At 62.2% G+C, this 14754-nt stretch carries 13 protein-coding genes and 1 pseudogene; 2 read left to right on the forward strand and 12 right to left on the reverse strand.

The genetic code is table 11. From position 1 onward, the window contains the following. Positions 1-141: 141 nt before the first annotated feature. The 3 genes from L0962_RS10440 to ppk1 all read right to left on the reverse strand — a co-directional run bounded on the left by L0962_RS10440 (position 142) and on the right by ppk1 (position 4667). A complete protein-coding gene (locus tag L0962_RS10440) occupies positions 142-792 on the reverse strand; it encodes a hypothetical protein (protein WP_234086365.1) in 651 nt (216 codons plus the stop codon). Positions 793-861: 69 nt separating this feature from the next. Continuing rightward, on the reverse strand, positions 862-1263 hold the full coding sequence (locus tag L0962_RS10445; RefSeq protein WP_234086366.1) for a hypothetical protein: 402 nt from the start codon (positions 1261-1263) through the stop codon (positions 862-864). Positions 1264-2588: 1325 nt separating this feature from the next. Further along, positions 2589-4667 (reverse strand): polyphosphate kinase 1, encoded by a 2079-nt coding sequence (ppk1, locus tag L0962_RS10450; protein WP_234086367.1) that lies wholly within the window; start codon positions 4665-4667, stop codon positions 2589-2591. Between the two features lie 267 nt (positions 4668-4934). Here ppk1 and L0962_RS10455 point away from each other — a divergent pair, with 267 nt between their 5' ends. Next, on the forward strand, positions 4935-7466 hold the full coding sequence (locus tag L0962_RS10455; protein ID WP_234086368.1) for a chemotaxis protein CheW: 2532 nt from the start codon (positions 4935-4937) through the stop codon (positions 7464-7466). 1 nt (position 7467) lies between these two features. Here the strand turns inward: L0962_RS10455 and L0962_RS10460 are convergent, their stop codons facing one another. The 3 genes from L0962_RS10460 to L0962_RS10470 form a co-directional block, all read right to left on the reverse strand. Next, positions 7468-7965 carry an ankyrin repeat domain-containing protein gene (locus L0962_RS10460; RefSeq protein WP_234086369.1) on the reverse strand — a complete coding sequence of 166 codons (498 nt, stop codon included), beginning with the start codon at positions 7963-7965 and terminating at the stop codon, positions 7468-7470. A 98-nt stretch (positions 7966-8063) separates the two neighbouring features. Further along, positions 8064-9464 carry a nitrogenase iron-molybdenum cofactor biosynthesis protein NifE gene (nifE, locus tag L0962_RS10465; RefSeq protein WP_234086371.1) on the reverse strand — a complete coding sequence of 467 codons (1401 nt, stop codon included), beginning with the start codon at positions 9462-9464 and terminating at the stop codon, positions 8064-8066. A 127-nt stretch (positions 9465-9591) separates the two neighbouring features. Continuing rightward, entirely contained in the window at positions 9592-10368 is a 777-nt protein-coding gene (locus L0962_RS10470; protein WP_234086372.1) for a ferredoxin--NADP reductase, read from the reverse strand. 93 nt (positions 10369-10461) lie between these two features. Here L0962_RS10470 and L0962_RS10475 point away from each other — a divergent pair, with 93 nt between their 5' ends. Beyond that, the gene (locus L0962_RS10475) at positions 10462-11385 is read left to right on the forward strand and encodes a LysR family transcriptional regulator (protein ID WP_234086375.1); all 924 of its coding nucleotides are present in this window, start codon (positions 10462-10464) and stop codon (positions 11383-11385) included. Here L0962_RS10475 and L0962_RS10480 read toward each other — a convergent pair whose 3' ends face one another. The 6 genes and pseudogenes from L0962_RS10480 to nifT form a co-directional block, all read right to left on the reverse strand. Further along, on the reverse strand, positions 11386-12354 hold the full coding sequence (locus L0962_RS10480; RefSeq protein WP_234086376.1) for a hypothetical protein: 969 nt from the start codon (positions 12352-12354) through the stop codon (positions 11386-11388). It abuts the gene before it with no gap. A 17-nt stretch (positions 12355-12371) separates the two neighbouring features. Continuing rightward, a complete protein-coding gene (locus L0962_RS10485) occupies positions 12372-13130 on the reverse strand; it encodes a 4Fe4S-binding leucine-rich repeat protein (RefSeq protein ID WP_234086377.1) in 759 nt (252 codons plus the stop codon). Further along, positions 13120-13380 carry a DUF6129 family protein gene (locus L0962_RS10490; RefSeq protein WP_234086378.1) on the reverse strand — a complete coding sequence of 87 codons (261 nt, stop codon included), beginning with the start codon at positions 13378-13380 and terminating at the stop codon, positions 13120-13122. The genes L0962_RS10485 and L0962_RS10490 overlap by 11 nt, the downstream gene beginning before the upstream one ends. Continuing rightward, entirely contained in the window at positions 13377-14111 is a 735-nt protein-coding gene (locus L0962_RS10495; RefSeq protein WP_234086379.1) for a dinitrogenase iron-molybdenum cofactor biosynthesis protein, read from the reverse strand. Before L0962_RS10495 ends, L0962_RS10490 begins: the two co-directional genes overlap by 4 nt. Positions 14112-14183: 72 nt before the next feature. Further along, positions 14184-14387: pseudogene (locus L0962_RS10500) on the reverse strand (DUF362 domain-containing protein); the annotation flags it as partial. 59 nt (positions 14388-14446) lie between these two features. Further along, entirely contained in the window at positions 14447-14671 is a 225-nt protein-coding gene (gene nifT, locus L0962_RS10505; protein ID WP_234086381.1) for a putative nitrogen fixation protein NifT, read from the reverse strand. Positions 14672-14754: the final 83 nt, after the last annotated feature.

Below are 14754 nucleotides of genomic sequence, written 5' to 3' on the forward strand. Positions count from 1 at the left end.
ACCTCGCGCCATTTTTTTTGAAATCCGGGGGGAAGAGTTTTTTTACAGTTTGAACGTTTGACGTGAGGGGCCGCTGTAGCGGCGAAGCCGCGAAGGGCACCCACAAGCGCAGCTTGTGGGCGGTCCCTCTCGACGGAACTGTTAGAGCGCATGTGCCTTGAGCCGTTTTCGAATGGCGCGCAACACAACGGATTTTGTATCACTCCACGGCTCTTTGAAATCAGCCGCAGCCTCAACAAACTGAATTGCACTCCGATCTCCAACGCCCCGAAGCGCCAGTAGGCATGTGGCCCGCTTGGCTTCAGCTCGAAGATCGGGATACACACCAATCAAGAAATTTTGAATTGCTGCGGTTTGGGCGGCAGAGACGGGAGCGGCTTGTTTGAAGGAAAGCAATAGATTAAACGCGGACGCGATCCGGACAGCAAGCTCTTCAGAGGCTTCACCTCTAAGGTACTGAGCGGATATTTCTAAAACGAAGGCTACTGCATCGGAGGACTTGATTTCTTCAGCCAAACCTAAAACGAACGGAATGTCTTGTGGCTCTTGAACCTGTGCTCGAAGACCATCGAATCCACTATCTGCATATGCACTCGCGACTGCGGCCCACTTCGCGAGAGGGACTACCCGTGTGCCGTTGGACTGAAGCCCCTGCGTTTGCCAACCATACACCGTCGCCAAGCGAACCAGTTCTCCCGATAGGCCAGGCTGCTTTTCAATTGCGGCCTGTAGTAGGTCCTCGACCTCTAGCAGCCCTCCTTGAGCTTTCTTGCGAAGAGTAGCGATATTCATGCGCTCTAACGTTGAAAATCACTGGACGCAGGCAAGCGCAGCTTGCCGGAGGTCCGGTGGATTGTAGTGTTAGGCTCCAGGAGTTTCATTTAGAAGCTCTTTGATCAGTGGCTCCTCCGCGTGCAGAGGGCTGAGAAGTTGTTGGACGAAATGGGTGCGCTCTTCGCGAGACCATTTTGACCAGACGCGTTGCGGGCACTCCCTAATTCTTTCGCGCACAGCCGCAACAAGAATTGGGTTTTCCTCTGCACGTTTCCATCTATCGCAGTTCGATACCATCGTTTCGTTTCCGGAGGCGATTGCTTCATTTCGCACTGCCTCAAATATGCGTTCAATCATGGCAACAACAAATGGACTGCCGGAAAGATCGCGATCCGGAATGGCGGGCTGAAACTTGGCCTGAATCAACGCGCGAAAGAGGGCATTGAGTTCGTTGGTGTCGCTAACAGCGAAGGGCGCCTGAGGCAGCATATCTGGGGCCTAACGTGAAAGCTCAGCCGACGGCAGACAGCGTAGCTGGCCGACGGTCCGCTGGAGCGTGATGTTAGAAGGGGATTCATGTTGGTTAGTGAGAACTGCGAGTTAAGAAGCCAATGAAAACGAATAGAACAAATGGTGCCAAGCAAAGGGCAATGACCAAATAATTAATGATTTTTGGATTAGTGCGAGCGCGTGGGGTATTCGGTGGTGCAGGTTCTTCACAAGACCGACATACCTCTATAAATGGAGGGTTTTCTTCGTTACAGGACGGGCACAGCCAAGAATGGGATGGCATAAGACGCCTTCTAATGTGGAAGCTCAGCCGATGGCAAAAAGTGTAGCTTTTTGACGGTTGGCTGGAGCGTATTGTTGGGCGTTACATGTACTGGCTGGAAGTAAAAGCTATTGGCCGGCATGTTCTATCCTACTTTGAGCGCGACCAATGATTACGATAGCAAGGCCGAGAGGAATAGAGAAAAATGAACCAACGAACGCGATAGTTGAAGCTGTTATTAGCCAGTTTAAGTCGATACCGAAAAGCAAACACCCTCCTGCCGGAGCACTTGCAGCCCATTGGCAGCTAGGCATAAATTCTGAGAGTACCAATCCGAGACCGAACATCAGCGGGCACGAGAATGCAACCACTAGCGCGGCGACGATAATCCTACGCATCATTAGACGCCCAACGTGCAAGGTAAGGGGCGGCCCGCTTTCGGGACGTCCCAGCAGCCGAAGGCTGCGCCTTGAGCTGGTTGTTAGGATTGAGATGTCTGATTGTCATGTGCGTTTCTTTGTGGCGATTTGATTAGCTCAATCACTCCGGTGACTACGAGAATAAAGCCGATGGGGCCAGTGAGAACAAGGCCAAATGCAGACAAGTAGTGCCACATAAGGATGGTGTTACTACTGAAAATGCCTGGAAATGCGGAAACGAACAGAAATATCGCGATAGGCCCAAGGGGGAGAACTAAACCAATTGCAATTCGTGCCAATGGCATAAATTCCCTAACTAAAAGTAGACGGCACTATTGCCATATAGGCTGGCAGCCCACCGTATATCCTGAATGGCGCAACGCTCCGGCAGCCTTGCCAAAACAGGCTGCTCGAAGGTTTCCTGGAATATTCTCGGGAATGCATGGCAGTCAGGCAGGGGGCGGGCCAGTGATGTCCGGATTGTGCCAGCGGCATTCCCGTCTGTCATCCTGCTGGCTTCTCCTGCTGTCGCGGTTTTTCGTCTGTTCTGACGGTCGACCGTGAAAATGGCAGGAAAAAGGGGAAGCCGGCTGGCTTCCCCTGTTTGTCGGTGCTGTTGCGGATCAGCCGCCGAGCGCCACCATCAGTTCGCCCTGGGCGCTGTGCGGTTTGCTGCGCGGCGAGCGGCGGCGCTGGTAGACGCCGTGGCTGTTCATGTCCCAGCCCTGCTGGTTGTCGGCCAGGTAGAACTTGAGGCCTTCGGTGATCACCCGTTTCTTCAGTCGGGGATCGAGGACCGGGAAGGCCAGTTCGATGCGCTTGAAGAAGTTGCGGTCCATCCAGTCGGCTGACGACAGATAGACGTTTTCCTTGCCGCCGGCATGGAAGTACATCACCCGGTGGTGTTCGAGGAAACGGCCGATGATCGAGCGAACGCGGATGTTCTCCGACAGCCCCGGCACGCCCGGCCGCAGCATGCACACGCCGCGCACGATCAGTTCGATGTCGACGCCGGCCTGCGAGGCTTCGTAGAGCGCCTGGATCACTTCGCGTTCGACCAGCGAGTTCATCTTGGCGACGATGCGTGCCTTCTGGCCGCTGCGCGCCGCTTCGGCTTCGGCGCGGATCGCTTCGACGACGTTGGGCTGCAGCGTGAACGGCGCCTGCCACAGGTGCTTCAGCGTGCGGGCCTTGCCCAGGCCGGTGAGCTGCTTGAAGACTTCGGAGACGTCGTGGGTGATTTCCTCGTTGGCGGTGAGCAGGCCGAAGTCGGAGTAGAGGCGGGCGGTGCGCGGGTGGTAGTTGCCGGTGCCGAGGTGGGCGTAGCGCTTCAGGCCGGCTTCTTCGCGGCGGACGATGAGCAGCGCCTTGGCGTGCACCTTGTAGCCGACGACGCCGTAGACGACATGGGCGCCGACCTGTTCGAGCTTGGTTGCCCAGCTGATGTTGGCTTCCTCGTCGAAGCGCGCCATCAGTTCGACGACGACGGTGACTTCCTTGCCGTTCTGGGCGGCGCGGATCAGCGATTCCATCAGCACCGAGTCGGTGCCGGTGCGGTACACGGTCATCTTGATCGCCACCACGCTGGGGTCGGTCGCCGCCTGGCTGAGCAGTTCGATGACCGGGGCGAACGACTGGTAGGGGTGGTGCAGCAGGATGTCGCCCTTGCGGATGCTGTCGAAGATGCTGGCGCCCTTGCTCAGGCCCTTCGGGGTGCCCGGCACGAAGGGGCGGAATTTCATGTCCGGGCGGTCGACCCAGTCCGGCACCTGCATCAGGCGGACCAGGTTGACCGGGCCGTTGACGCGGTACAGATCGACCGGCTGCAGGCCGAATTGCGAGAGCAGGAATTCGGTGATCGCCGGCGAGCAGTTGTCGGCCACTTCGAGGCGCACGGCGTTGCCGAAATGGCGTTGCGGCAGTTCGCCCTGCAGCTTGGTGCGCAGGTTGGTGACTTCTTCTTCGTCGACGAACAGGTCGGAGTTGCGGGTGGCGCGGAACTGGTAGCAGCCGAGCACGCTCATGCCCATGAACAGCTCGCCGACGAATTCGTGCAGGATCGACGACAGGAAGACGAAGCCGTAGGCACAGCCGGCCAGTTCCTCGGGCAGCTGGATGACGCGCGGCAGCACGCGCGGGGCCTGGACGATGGCGATGTTGGAACTGCGGCCGAAGGCGTCCTTGCCTTCCAGTTCGACGGCGAAATTCAGGCTCTTGTTGAGCACGCGCGGGAAGGGGTGCGACGGGTCGAGCCCGATCGGCGTCAGCACCGGCACCATCTCGCGCAGGAAGTAGTTGCGGATCCATTCGCGCTGCGCGTCGTTCCAGGTCGACCGGCGCAGGAAACGGATGCCCTGTTCGGCGAGCGCCGGCAGGATCACCTCGTTCAGGTGCTGGTACTGCTCGGTGACCATCGCGTGTGTTTCGGCAGAGACCAGCCGGAAGGTTTCCTGCGCGGTCTTGCCGTCGATGGTGGCCACCGAGGTCTTGGCGCGGATCTGCTCCTTGAGGCCGGAGACACGGATTTCAAAGAATTCGTCGAGGTTGCTGGAAACGATGCACAGAAAGCGCAGCCGTTCGAGCAGCGGCACGCGTTCATCCTGCGCCTGGGCCAGCACGCGGCGGTTGAACGCAAGCAGACCGAGCTCGCGGTTCAGGTAGTTTTCGGCAGGAAAATGGGGATGGTGGGCGGTCAGGCTCATCGGGGCGCTCCGGAAGCGATTTCTCAAGTATAGGCTTCAAGCCTCTCATTTTGTTGCGCTTGTATTTCAGGCGCATGACAGGACGGCAAAATCCACGACCCGGATGCCGTTGGCTTCTGGTCGGCAAAATGCACTGTACTGGTGCGTCGACCGCAGCCAGAGCACAGCCGGCGGGCATGCCCGTGGTCTGGAGGACGCCGCGGCGCCACCGGCCGACAGGCACGCGGCTTGCTGGATAAAGGAAAGCAACGCTCAGAGAGACAACCAATGGCGAACTACAAAGGTATCGAGGTGGACGATACGGTCCGTCCCTTGCTCCCGCACATGGCGATGGTCGAGGATTACCGCGAATCGCTGCAGGCGCTGCAGGCGGTCTGGGACAACCTGAACCTGCTCGGGCAGTTGTCCGGGACGACGGCCGAAATGGGCAGCACGCGCGAGGCGTTCTCGGCGCTGACCGGCGACCTGCTGAACAGCCTGGCCGAAAGGACGCTGGCCAAACGCTGTCAGGAAATGGATGCCAAGGCGCAGATGGTCATCGACATCCTGATCCGCAACCTGTTCGAACGGACGGCGGACATCGGTTTTCTGGCGACCGACGACGATATCCGCAGCTTTGCGCTGCGGCCGGCCGATCCCTTGCGGTTGCAGCAGCGCTTCCGCGAATACGTCGCCAAGTACTCGGTGTACGAGGACATCGTGCTGCTGTCGTCGGGGGGCGAAGTCCTGGTTCGCCTGCAGGATGACGCGCAGGTCAGCGCCATCGGCGAAAGCTGGGTGCGCGAGGCGTTGACCACACGCCAGGGCTATGTCGAACGTTACGGGCGCAGCCAGTTGTTTCCGGGGCGTCCGCCGGCGCTGATCTATGCCTACCGGATTGCGTCGAGCAGCGGCGAGACGATCGGCGTGCTGGCGCTGAGTTTTCGTTTTGCCGACGAAATGCAGCGCATCTTCCGCAGCCTGTCACAGGCCGGCGATCCCGGCGTGCTGGCCTTGCTCGACTGCAACGGGCAGGTGATCGCCTGCAGCGACCGCTGGCAGGTGCCGCTGGGAGCGGAAATCGACATTCCGCGCGGCGGCGTTCAGCGCATCCGTTTTGCCGGACGCAGCTATCTGGCCGTCGCCTGTCCGACCAAGGGCTATCAGGGATATTTCGGGCCCGGCTGGCGCGGACTGGTGATGCTGCCGCTGGCCCAGGCTTTCGAATTCCAGGAGGAAGAAGCGCGTGGGGGCGTGCCCGAACGATTGTTGCCGTCGGTACTGGCCGGCCGGGCCTTTCCGGAAAGCCTGCGGGCGATTCCGCGCAAGGCCGATGCCATCCAGCGCGACCTCAACCGCTCGGTATGGAACGGCACCGTCCGCCACAGCAGCGCGGCGAGTACGGCGAGCAATCCGGCATTCTCGAAAATCCTGCTGTGGGAAATCAGCCGTACGGCGATGCGCATGCGCGAGGTGTTCGCCCGTTCGATCGGCAATCTGCAGACGACGGTACTCTCGTCGCTGCTCGCCGATTGCCGCCATTTTGCGTCGCTGGCCATCGACATCATGGACCGCAACCTCTACGAGCGCGCCAACGACTGCCGCTGGTGGGCGCTCGACCCGACGATGCGCCGGCTGATGGCCACGGCTTCCGGCAGCGCGCGGCGCGAAGGGCTGGAGCGGGTGCTCGGTTACATCAACGGCCTGTACACCGTGTATGACAACCTGCTGGTCTTCGATACGGCGGGCGTCGTTGTCGCGGTGTCCAATCCGGCGCACGGCGAACTGGTCGGGCATGTCCTCGGCGAACCGTGGGTCGAGGCTTGCCTGAAACTCGACGACAGCCAGCGTTACGCGGTCACGCCGTTTGCGCCGACGCCGCTGTACGCCGGCCGGCCGACCTATGCCTACCTGGCCGCCTTGCGCGCGCCCGAAGCGCATGAAGTGGTCGGCGGCATTGCCATCGTCTTCGACAGCGCGCCGCAATTCGCCGCCATGCTGGCCGACGCGCTGCCGCACGAGACGTCCGGCGAAACGGTGGCCGGCAGCTTTGCGCTGTTCGTCGATCCCGCCGGCAATGTCGTGTCGTCGTCCACGGCGGACTGGCAGCCCGGTCAGCATGTCGATCTGCCGTCCGAATTGCTTGCCCCGCCGGCCGAGGGACACGCTACGCTGATCGAATTCGCCGGCCAGGTGATGGCCGTCGGTGCCCGGCGGTCGACCGGCTATCGCGAGTACAAGGGAGTCGACGACAGTTATCGCAACGAAGTGACGGCACTGGTGTTCATGCCGCTCGGCGCATTCGATCCGCTGGCGGTGCTGCCGGCGGAGAATGCGGAAGTCGGGCGGCAGCGGGCGGCGGTCGAAGCCGGCAAGGCCAGCCAGGAAATCGCTACCTTCCACCTTGGCGGCTACTGGCTGGGTTTGCCGATCGACGTCGTGGTCGAGGCGGTCGAACTGATCAGCGCGGCTCGCCTGCCCAATGCCCCGCCGCAGGTTTATGGTGCTTTCCTGCATCGCGGCGAAACCCTGCCGCTGTACAATCTGCACGCGGCACTCGGCCTGCCGGCGCCGCCCGAAGAGGGCGTCCGGGGGCAGGTGGTGGTGATCCGCGGCGAGGATGGCGCCTGTTTCGGCATCCTGGTCGATGCGCTGGGCGAGATTCCGGAAGTGCCGCTCGATGCCATCGCGGACGTTTCCAGCATCTATGTCGGCGTGACGCCGGTGCTCGCCTCGCTGGTCAAGGTCTCGGAAGCGCGGGGGGCACCGATGCTGACGTTGTTGTCGGTGGCCAGCATGGCGCAGAGTCTGCGCAGCTGAATCAGCGCATCTGCGAGGCGATGCGCAGGGCGTCGGCTTCCAGCACCGTGGTGTCGGTGCCGACGCACTTGGTCATGTCGATTTCCTCGATGTGGTCGAGGTCGGCCGGGTCGAGCACCGGTGCGGCCGAGCATCCGTCGCGCCGGGCTTTCCACTGGGCGATCAGGACTTCGTTGTCGGTCAGGCCGGTGGCCATGCCGGCCGGCAGTTCGGCACCCAGTTCGAGCAGCGTGCGCACGACTTCGACCCGTTTGCCGCGTATCGCCATCGACAAGGGCGAGATCGAAGCGCGATTGTCGGCCAGATTGATCCTGGCGCCGCGCTGGACGAGTTCGCGAACGATGTCCACGTAACCCAGAAAGCAGGCCATGCCCATCGGCAGGCCGGGATCGCCCTGATCGTCGGCCTGTTCGATCGGTGCTCCGGCGTCGAGCGCGGCGCGGACTTCGGCCAGCTTTCCGCTACGGATCGCCTGAATCAGCAAGAGTTGCGAGGACATGTCTTTCTCCCGGAGGGTGCGGGTGAAATCTTAGCGCTTTTGCCGGCTGTCGGTCTGTGCCCGGATCGTGATGGCGTGTAGGTTTTTGTTAAATCGCGTCAGGCCGCAAGCACCGTTCCTGCCGCATTCTGACGCGCCCACGGCGCCGGTCGGCGGACGGCCTGCCACACCGGGCTTTCCATCGACAGCGCCAGCTGGCGGGCCAGCTCGCTCATGCCGGCATAGCCGGCATAGCCGAATTCGCGTTCCTGATTGATGTCGAGGAAGGGGATGCGGGCTTTCAGTGCGGTGTACAGGTTGCGCCCGCCGGCGATCAGGATGTCGGCCTTGTACTCGTGATAGGTCGACAGCAGTGCCTTCGGACTGCCGTCGTCGATCATCTTGGTGTCCTCGCCCATCAGTTCGCGGATGCGCGCTTTGTCCTCTTCGGTGGACTTCTTGGTGCCGGTGGCGACGACCTTCATGCCCAGATCCTGGAGGGCGGAAACGATGGACCAGGATTTGACGCCGCCGGTGTAGAGCAGCACGCGCTTGTCTTTCAAGCGGGCACGCCAGGGTTCGAGGGCGGCGTGCGCCTTGGCTTCCTCACGGGCGATCAGCGCCTCGGTACGGGCGCTCAGGTCGGGATCGCCGATCAGCCGCGCGAAGTCGCGCAGTGCGGTCGACACGTCCTGGACGCCATAAAAGCTGCCTTCGAAATAAGGGATGCCGTAGTTTTCCTGCATCTTGCGGGCGACGTTGAGCAGGGCCTTGGCGCAGACCACCATGTTCACCTTGGCCCGGTGCATGGTCTGTACTTCATGGAAGCGGGAATCGCCGGATAGCGTGCACAGGATGCGCAGGCCCAGTTCGTCGAACAGCGGCGCGACGTGCCAGAACTCGCCGGCGATGTTGTATTCGCCGATCAGGTTGATGTCGTAGGTCGGCAGGCCGTCGGCGCGCGGCTTGGCCGGGGCCGGTTCGCGGGTGCCGATGACGTGCTTGAACATGGCTTCGCCGGCGAGCCGGTTGCCGAGGTTCTTGGTGCCGTAGAAACCGGCCGCATCGACCGGCACCACTGGCACGCCGACGCGCTCGGCGGCCGCCTTGCAGACGGCGTCGACGTCGTCGCCGATCAGCGCGGTGACGCAAGTGTTGTAGACGAAGACGGCGGCCGGCGAGTAGCTGTCGACGGCCTGCTTGATGGCGTGAAACAGCCGCTTTTCGCCGCGGCCCATGACCACGTCGGTTTCCGACAGGTCGGTGGTCATGCCGATGCGGTACAGCGTGACGCCGCTCGAGCGCGTGCCGCGGTTGTCCCAGGACGATCCGGCGCAGGCAATCGGCCCATGCACGATGTGGGCGACATCGGCGATCGGCAGCAGTGCGATCTGGGCGCCGTCGAAGGAACAGCCGCCGGCCGTGGCGCCCGGTTTCGGCTTGGCACAGCCGGACTTTTCCTTCTTGTTGTGGTCGCAAGCCGGTTCGTCGAGCAGGGCCTGGATTTCGCTGGCTTTCATGGGCATCTCCCGCGTTGTCTGACTATCAGGTCAGCAAGATCGATGCCACGCGAAGTTTTTTTATAACTTCATGTTTATGAAGGTTTATCCGGTTTTGATGGATGTCGCGAAAGCGACAAGCCGGTGCCTACTGCTCGACGAAGGCGCGTTCGATGACGTAGTCGCCCTGTTCGCCGATGTGCGGCGAAATCCGGAAACCGAAATTGTCGAGCATTGCCGAGATTTCCTTGAGCATGGCCGGGCTGCCGCAGATCATGCCGCGGTCGGTGGCCGGGTCGAGCGGCGCCTCGCCAATATCCTCGAACAGTTTGCCGGAGAGGATCAGGTCGGTCTGCCGGCCTTCGTTGCGGAAGGGCTCGCGGGTCACGGTCGGGTAGTAGATCAGCTTTTCACGGATTTCCTCGCCGAGGTATTCGTGTTCCTTCAGATCGTGCTCGATGTAGTCGTGATAGGCCAGCTCGTTGGTCCAGCGTACGCCGTGGATGAGGATGATCTTCTCGAACTTCTCGTAGGTCTCGGGATCGTGGATCAGGCTCATGAAGGGGGCCAGGCCGGTGCCGGTGGCGAACAGGAACAGGCGCTTGCCCGGTTTCAGGTCGCGCAGGACCAGGGTGCCGGTCGGCTTGCGGCTGACCAGCAGCTTGTCGCCGGCTTTCAGGTGTTGCAGGCGCGAGGTCAGCGGACCGTCCTGCACCTTGATGCTGAAGAATTCGAGATGTTCCTCGTAATTGGCGCTGGCCACGCTGTAGGCGCGCATCAGCGGTCGTCCCTCGACTTCGAGGCCGATCATCACGAATTGCCCGTTGATGAAGCGCAGGGACTGATCGCGGGTGGTGCGGAAGGTGAACAGGCTGTCGTTCCAGTGATGAACGGACAGAACGGTTTCGTGATTGAAGGCGCTCATGGCGATTGCTCCGGGAAAATTTTCCCTGAGTGTAGCGCGCCGGAAAATATATAAAAGCGGATAATATTTGTATCTATTATCTGTTTTTTGAATATGAAATTTACCTTGCGCCAACTGGCGATTTTCTCGGCAGTGGCTCGCCTGCAGAACGTTTCGCGTGCCGCAGCGCAGCTCGCCATGTCCCAGTCGGCGGCGAGCAATGCGCTGGTTGAGCTGGAGCGGCAGATCGGGCAAGCCTTGTTCGACCGGATCGGCAAGAGCCTGCATCTCAATGCGCTGGGGCGCGGGGTGTTGCCGCAGGTGGAAAACCTGCTGGCGCAGGCGGAAGCCGTCGAAGCCTATCTTGGCGGCGACGGACTGGCACCGATCACGGTCGGTGCGACGCTGACCATCGGCAATTATCTGGGGACGCTGCTGATCGCCGAATACATGACCCAGCATCCCGATGCCGTCGTTCATCTCCAGGTCGCCAATACCCAGACGGTGCTCGACCGCCTGCTGGCTTTCGAATGCGATCTGGCGCTGGTCGAAGGCGAAGTCAGTCATCCGGATCTGGCGGCGGAACCCTGGATGGAAGACGAACTGGTCGTGTTTTGTGCGCCGACGCATCCGCTCGCCGGCAAGGCTGCGGTCGACGCCGCCGATCTCGATAATCAGCCGTGGATCCTGCGCGAACGGGGCTCGGGAACGCGTCGCCAGTTCGACCGCTCGATCGGCGCTCATCTCGCCGGTTTCCGGTTGCGCTTGGAACTGGAACATACCGAGGCGATCAAGCGGGCGGTGGAGTCGGGGCTGGGCATCGGTTGTCTGTCCCGGCTGGCGCTGCGCGAAGCGTTGAGACGGGGCAGTCTGGTCGAATTGCCGACACCGGCTTTCGATCTCAGGCGCAGCTTTTACATCGTCAGTCATGCATCGCGCCACGCCGGCCGGGCCGGCCAGGTGTTTCGCGAACTCTGCCTGCACATCCGCGGTGATGCCCGTCACACCGCCGATCTGAAAATGCCCTTCATTCCCTGATCAGATCGCGTAGGGGCGGTGCAGCCAGCCGCGCACGACGTCGACATCCTTCTGCGGCAGGTAGGCAAAGCCGGCCAGCGCGTCCTCGACAACGGTCTGGGCAACCCAGTGCGGTACCGCCTTGCTGCCCAGCATGTGGAAGTACCAGGCCATCGGATAGCCGGCGTGACGGTCGAAATGTTGCAGGGCTTCGTGCAGCTTGAGGCCGCTGTTTCCGGCTTCGGCCTCGAATTCGGGCGGCTCGCCGGCCAGCGTGGCGATCGGCTGGGCGCGGAAGACCGGCTGGTGATAGCGATCGAGATGTTCGCGGGTCGAGATGACCCAGTGATTGGTGTAGTCGGAAGCCGAACCGGCACTCGATTTCGACCAGTCTTCGATCATCCGGTGAATCGCCGCCGGTTCGGGTTTCTGGGTCAGCATGCGCGCCAGGAAAGCACCGACGTGCTGCAGGCGACGGAAGGTGTAAACCGGCAGGCCGATCGGCTGCAGCGCGGCCTGGCCGATCCGCGGGTCGACCAGTTCCTCGATCGTCGCCGGCTCGTTGGCGAACAGCCGGTGGGCGCGCATTTCCTGCAGGTCCTCGATTTCAAGCTGCAGGAAATCGTCGGCACCGTCGCCCACCGCAGCGACCAGGTAATGCGTCTGGCCGACCAGGCGGGTGGCGTACAGCGCACGATCGGCATGATCGTCGATCAACTGGGCAATATCGCCGTCACGGGCATCGAGTTCCTGTTCGATCCATTGTTCGACGCTGTCGCTGATGCGTTGCCCGTCACCGTCCACAATGCCGCCGAGGCGATACCAGCCACCTCGTGCCAGCGCGTGGCGGAATTTCCATTCCGGCAGCGCACTGCCGAGTCCCTTGACCAGTGCGCCGGGGCCGGCGCTGACCGGGGTGTGGCTGCAGGTTTCGACGATGGCGGGGGCCAGGGATTTGCAGTATTCGGTCCAGGCCTGGGCGGTTTTCATGAGTCGTTCCTATGGTGTCAGGCGGCTTGTGAATCGGCGAGCCGCTGCTTCACGGCATCGCGCACTTCGGGTTCGGGGTCGTCGGCGAGCATGGGCAGATAATCGACCGGCGCGTTGGCGACAGCGGCCAGGCGCACCCACCATTCCTGATCCTGCAGAAGGCTGGCGGCCAGGCCGGGCAAGGCGCGTTCGGCGACGATGGCACGCACTTCCGGTTCGCTGTCCCTGGCCAGCAGGTGCAGGGCGAACGGCGGCAGCCGCGAGGCGACCACCTTGCGTACCTCGCGTTCGTCGTCGCGGGCCAGTCTGGACAGCAGGCCATGCGGCAGGCGGCGGGCGACGGTGGCACGGATCAGGTAATCGGGGTCATCGACGAGGCGTATCAGCAGACCTTCGGGCAGGCGGGAGGCGACCGACAAGCGGACTTCGCGATCCGGATCGCCGATCATCCCCTCGAGCTGTTCGACCGGCAGCCGGGTGACGACGACGCGGCGGACCACTTCGTCGGGGTCGGATTTCAGTCGAAAAATGGTGTCGACCGGAGAATAGCGGGCGGCGATTGCCCGTCGCTCCCAGAAAATGTCGTCGAGGAAATGCACCGCTTCATCGCGGTTCTGGCGCAGGAAACGATCGATCTGCCGACCGCTGTGGGCGCGGATGCAAGCGTCGCCGGGCATGCAGCGGCGGCTGTTCAGGTAGTCGGGATTGTAGTTGCAGCCCGAACAGAGGCCCTGTTTGCCGACGCCGGTTTCGGCGGTTTTCTGTTCAATCGTCATCGACCTTGCTGGCCAGCAGGATGCCGGTTGCCATGCCGACATCGTTGGTCAGTTCGAGGCAGTGACCGCTGGCGCCGGTCACCAGATAGATGGCGTGTGCTTCCAGTTCGCAGGCCGGGCGGTAGCGGGGCGACACATCGTCTTCGCTGCACTCGGTGAAATGCTGCTCCGGAAAAGCGGCCCGCAAGGCGGCCAGATTCGGTTCGCTGCGCGCCGCGCCGGCGATGCGTTCGAGCAGTTCCGGGCTCATGCGGATTCCTCCTCGGCGGCCAGGCCTTCCTCGAAACGGGCCAGGGAAGCGGCAGGGACACCCATGATCTGGGCCAGCCAGGGCGGCGGGTTCGTCAGCCGGCCTTGCAGCTCGGCCAGCACTTCACGCGCCTGGCCACCGCCCGGCTTCTTGACCGGGTGGACGCCGGCACGCACCACCTTGGCGGCGGCCGGGCCGCCGATCGACTGGACGTAGACGATCTGACAATCGCCGATCAGTGCCGAGCGGGCAGCATTTTTGTCTTCCGCGGCATCGGCTTCGGCCGTGCTGCGGATGTCGATCAGCTTGATCGCTTCCTGGCCGACCTGATAGATCAGGAAACGGTCGCACGAACCGAAGTGTCCGTCGAGATTCTGGCCGCGGTTGGCGGCGACGGCAACGCGGATCGAGCCCGGCATTTCTCCTTCGGCATAGGCGTCGACCGCAGGAAAGTCATGGTTGTCGATGCCCTGTCCCCAGAGCAGGCGGACGGCTTCCTTGAGCTGCTCGCCTTCGACGCCGACATGGCAGCCCTGTTCGGCGAAGTCGCCGGCCAGGATGCTGCGCAGGTCCTCGACGGTCAGGCTTGCCAGCTTGCTCTCGGTGAGCGGAGCTTCGAGCTTTTCGAGCAGGGCGCCGACCAGGGCACGGACATCGAGACCGTTCAGGGTGCGGGCGGCCAGTGCGATGCGCAGGGCGGCTTCACGGGAGGCGACGGGTGAGGGCGACATGATGGGCTCCTGAGAGGGTCTTCAGTGGAGCGCCGCCGGAAAGTTGATTCCCGGCGACGCTCGGCTCAAGACTCAGGCCGGGCTGATGCAGCCGGACGGACAGGCGTCGACGCACAGCGGCGAATCGGCGTGGCCGTCGCATTCGGTGCAGGTGCCGCCGTCGATCTTGTAGAAGATCTTGCCGGAGCTGATTGCGCCGGTCGGGCAGACCGGTTTGCAGTCACCGCAGGCGGTGCACATATCGGAATCAATCTTCATTGCCATGATGCTTCTCCTTTCAAACCGCCTTGACCTGGCTGTAAAGCTTTGGCTGGGCGGGCTGGTTCAACGGACTCTCAGTCTTCGGCAGCGCCGAGACGCTTGGCACGCAGGGAAATGGGCAGCCGTTCCGGCTTGGCCATCGGGTCGATGTAGTAGGCACCGCCGTTGTCCAGCTTGAGTTCGCCGCCCCATTTTTCCGGGCTGTCGAATTCGATGGACTCGATGGAAGCTTCCAAGTCGCGTTTCGGCAGATAGAAGACGAGACCCTTGTCGCCCTGGCGGATCATGATGTTGGCCATTTTATGCTCCCTGTGTATTTGGCAAGTCGCTTACGCGGCGGTACCCCGCAACCCGGGCGGGTTGTCGGGGTACCGTTGGAACC

This window comes from Azonexus sp. R2A61, assembly GCF_021401135.1.
Taxonomy (GTDB): Bacteria; Pseudomonadota; Gammaproteobacteria; order Burkholderiales; family Rhodocyclaceae; genus Azonexus.

What these genes read in the sequence shown, in the direction of transcription:
- nifE (WP_234086371.1), bottom strand. Translation starts at nt 9,464, where the DNA reads ATGAAAGCCAGCGAAATCCAGGCCCTGCTCGACGAACCGGCTTGCGAC.
- ppk1 (WP_234086367.1), bottom strand. Translation starts at nt 4,667, where the DNA reads ATGAGCCTGACCGCCCACCATCCCCATTTTCCTGCCGAAAACTACCTG.
- L0962_RS10485 (WP_234086377.1), bottom strand. Translation starts at nt 13,130, where the DNA reads ATGACGATTGAACAGAAAACCGCCGAAACCGGCGTCGGCAAACAGGGC.
- L0962_RS10460 (WP_234086369.1), bottom strand. Translation starts at nt 7,965, where the DNA reads ATGTCCTCGCAACTCTTGCTGATTCAGGCGATCCGTAGCGGAAAGCTG.
- nifT (WP_234086381.1), bottom strand. Translation starts at nt 14,671, where the DNA reads ATGGCCAACATCATGATCCGCCAGGGCGACAAGGGTCTCGTCTTCTAT.
- L0962_RS10445 (WP_234086366.1), bottom strand. Translation starts at nt 1,263, where the DNA reads ATGCTGCCTCAGGCGCCCTTCGCTGTTAGCGACACCAACGAACTCAAT.
- L0962_RS10470 (WP_234086372.1), bottom strand. Translation starts at nt 10,368, where the DNA reads ATGAGCGCCTTCAATCACGAAACCGTTCTGTCCGTTCATCACTGGAAC.
- L0962_RS10495 (WP_234086379.1), bottom strand. Translation starts at nt 14,111, where the DNA reads ATGTCGCCCTCACCCGTCGCCTCCCGTGAAGCCGCCCTGCGCATCGCA.
- L0962_RS10490 (WP_234086378.1), bottom strand. Translation starts at nt 13,380, where the DNA reads ATGAGCCCGGAACTGCTCGAACGCATCGCCGGCGCGGCGCGCAGCGAA.
- L0962_RS10440 (WP_234086365.1), bottom strand. Translation starts at nt 792, where the DNA reads ATGAATATCGCTACTCTTCGCAAGAAAGCTCAAGGAGGGCTGCTAGAG.
- L0962_RS10480 (WP_234086376.1), bottom strand. Translation starts at nt 12,354, where the DNA reads ATGAAAACCGCCCAGGCCTGGACCGAATACTGCAAATCCCTGGCCCCC.
- L0962_RS10455 (WP_234086368.1), top strand. Translation starts at nt 4,935, where the DNA reads ATGGCGAACTACAAAGGTATCGAGGTGGACGATACGGTCCGTCCCTTG.
- L0962_RS10475 (WP_234086375.1), top strand. Translation starts at nt 10,462, where the DNA reads ATGAAATTTACCTTGCGCCAACTGGCGATTTTCTCGGCAGTGGCTCGC.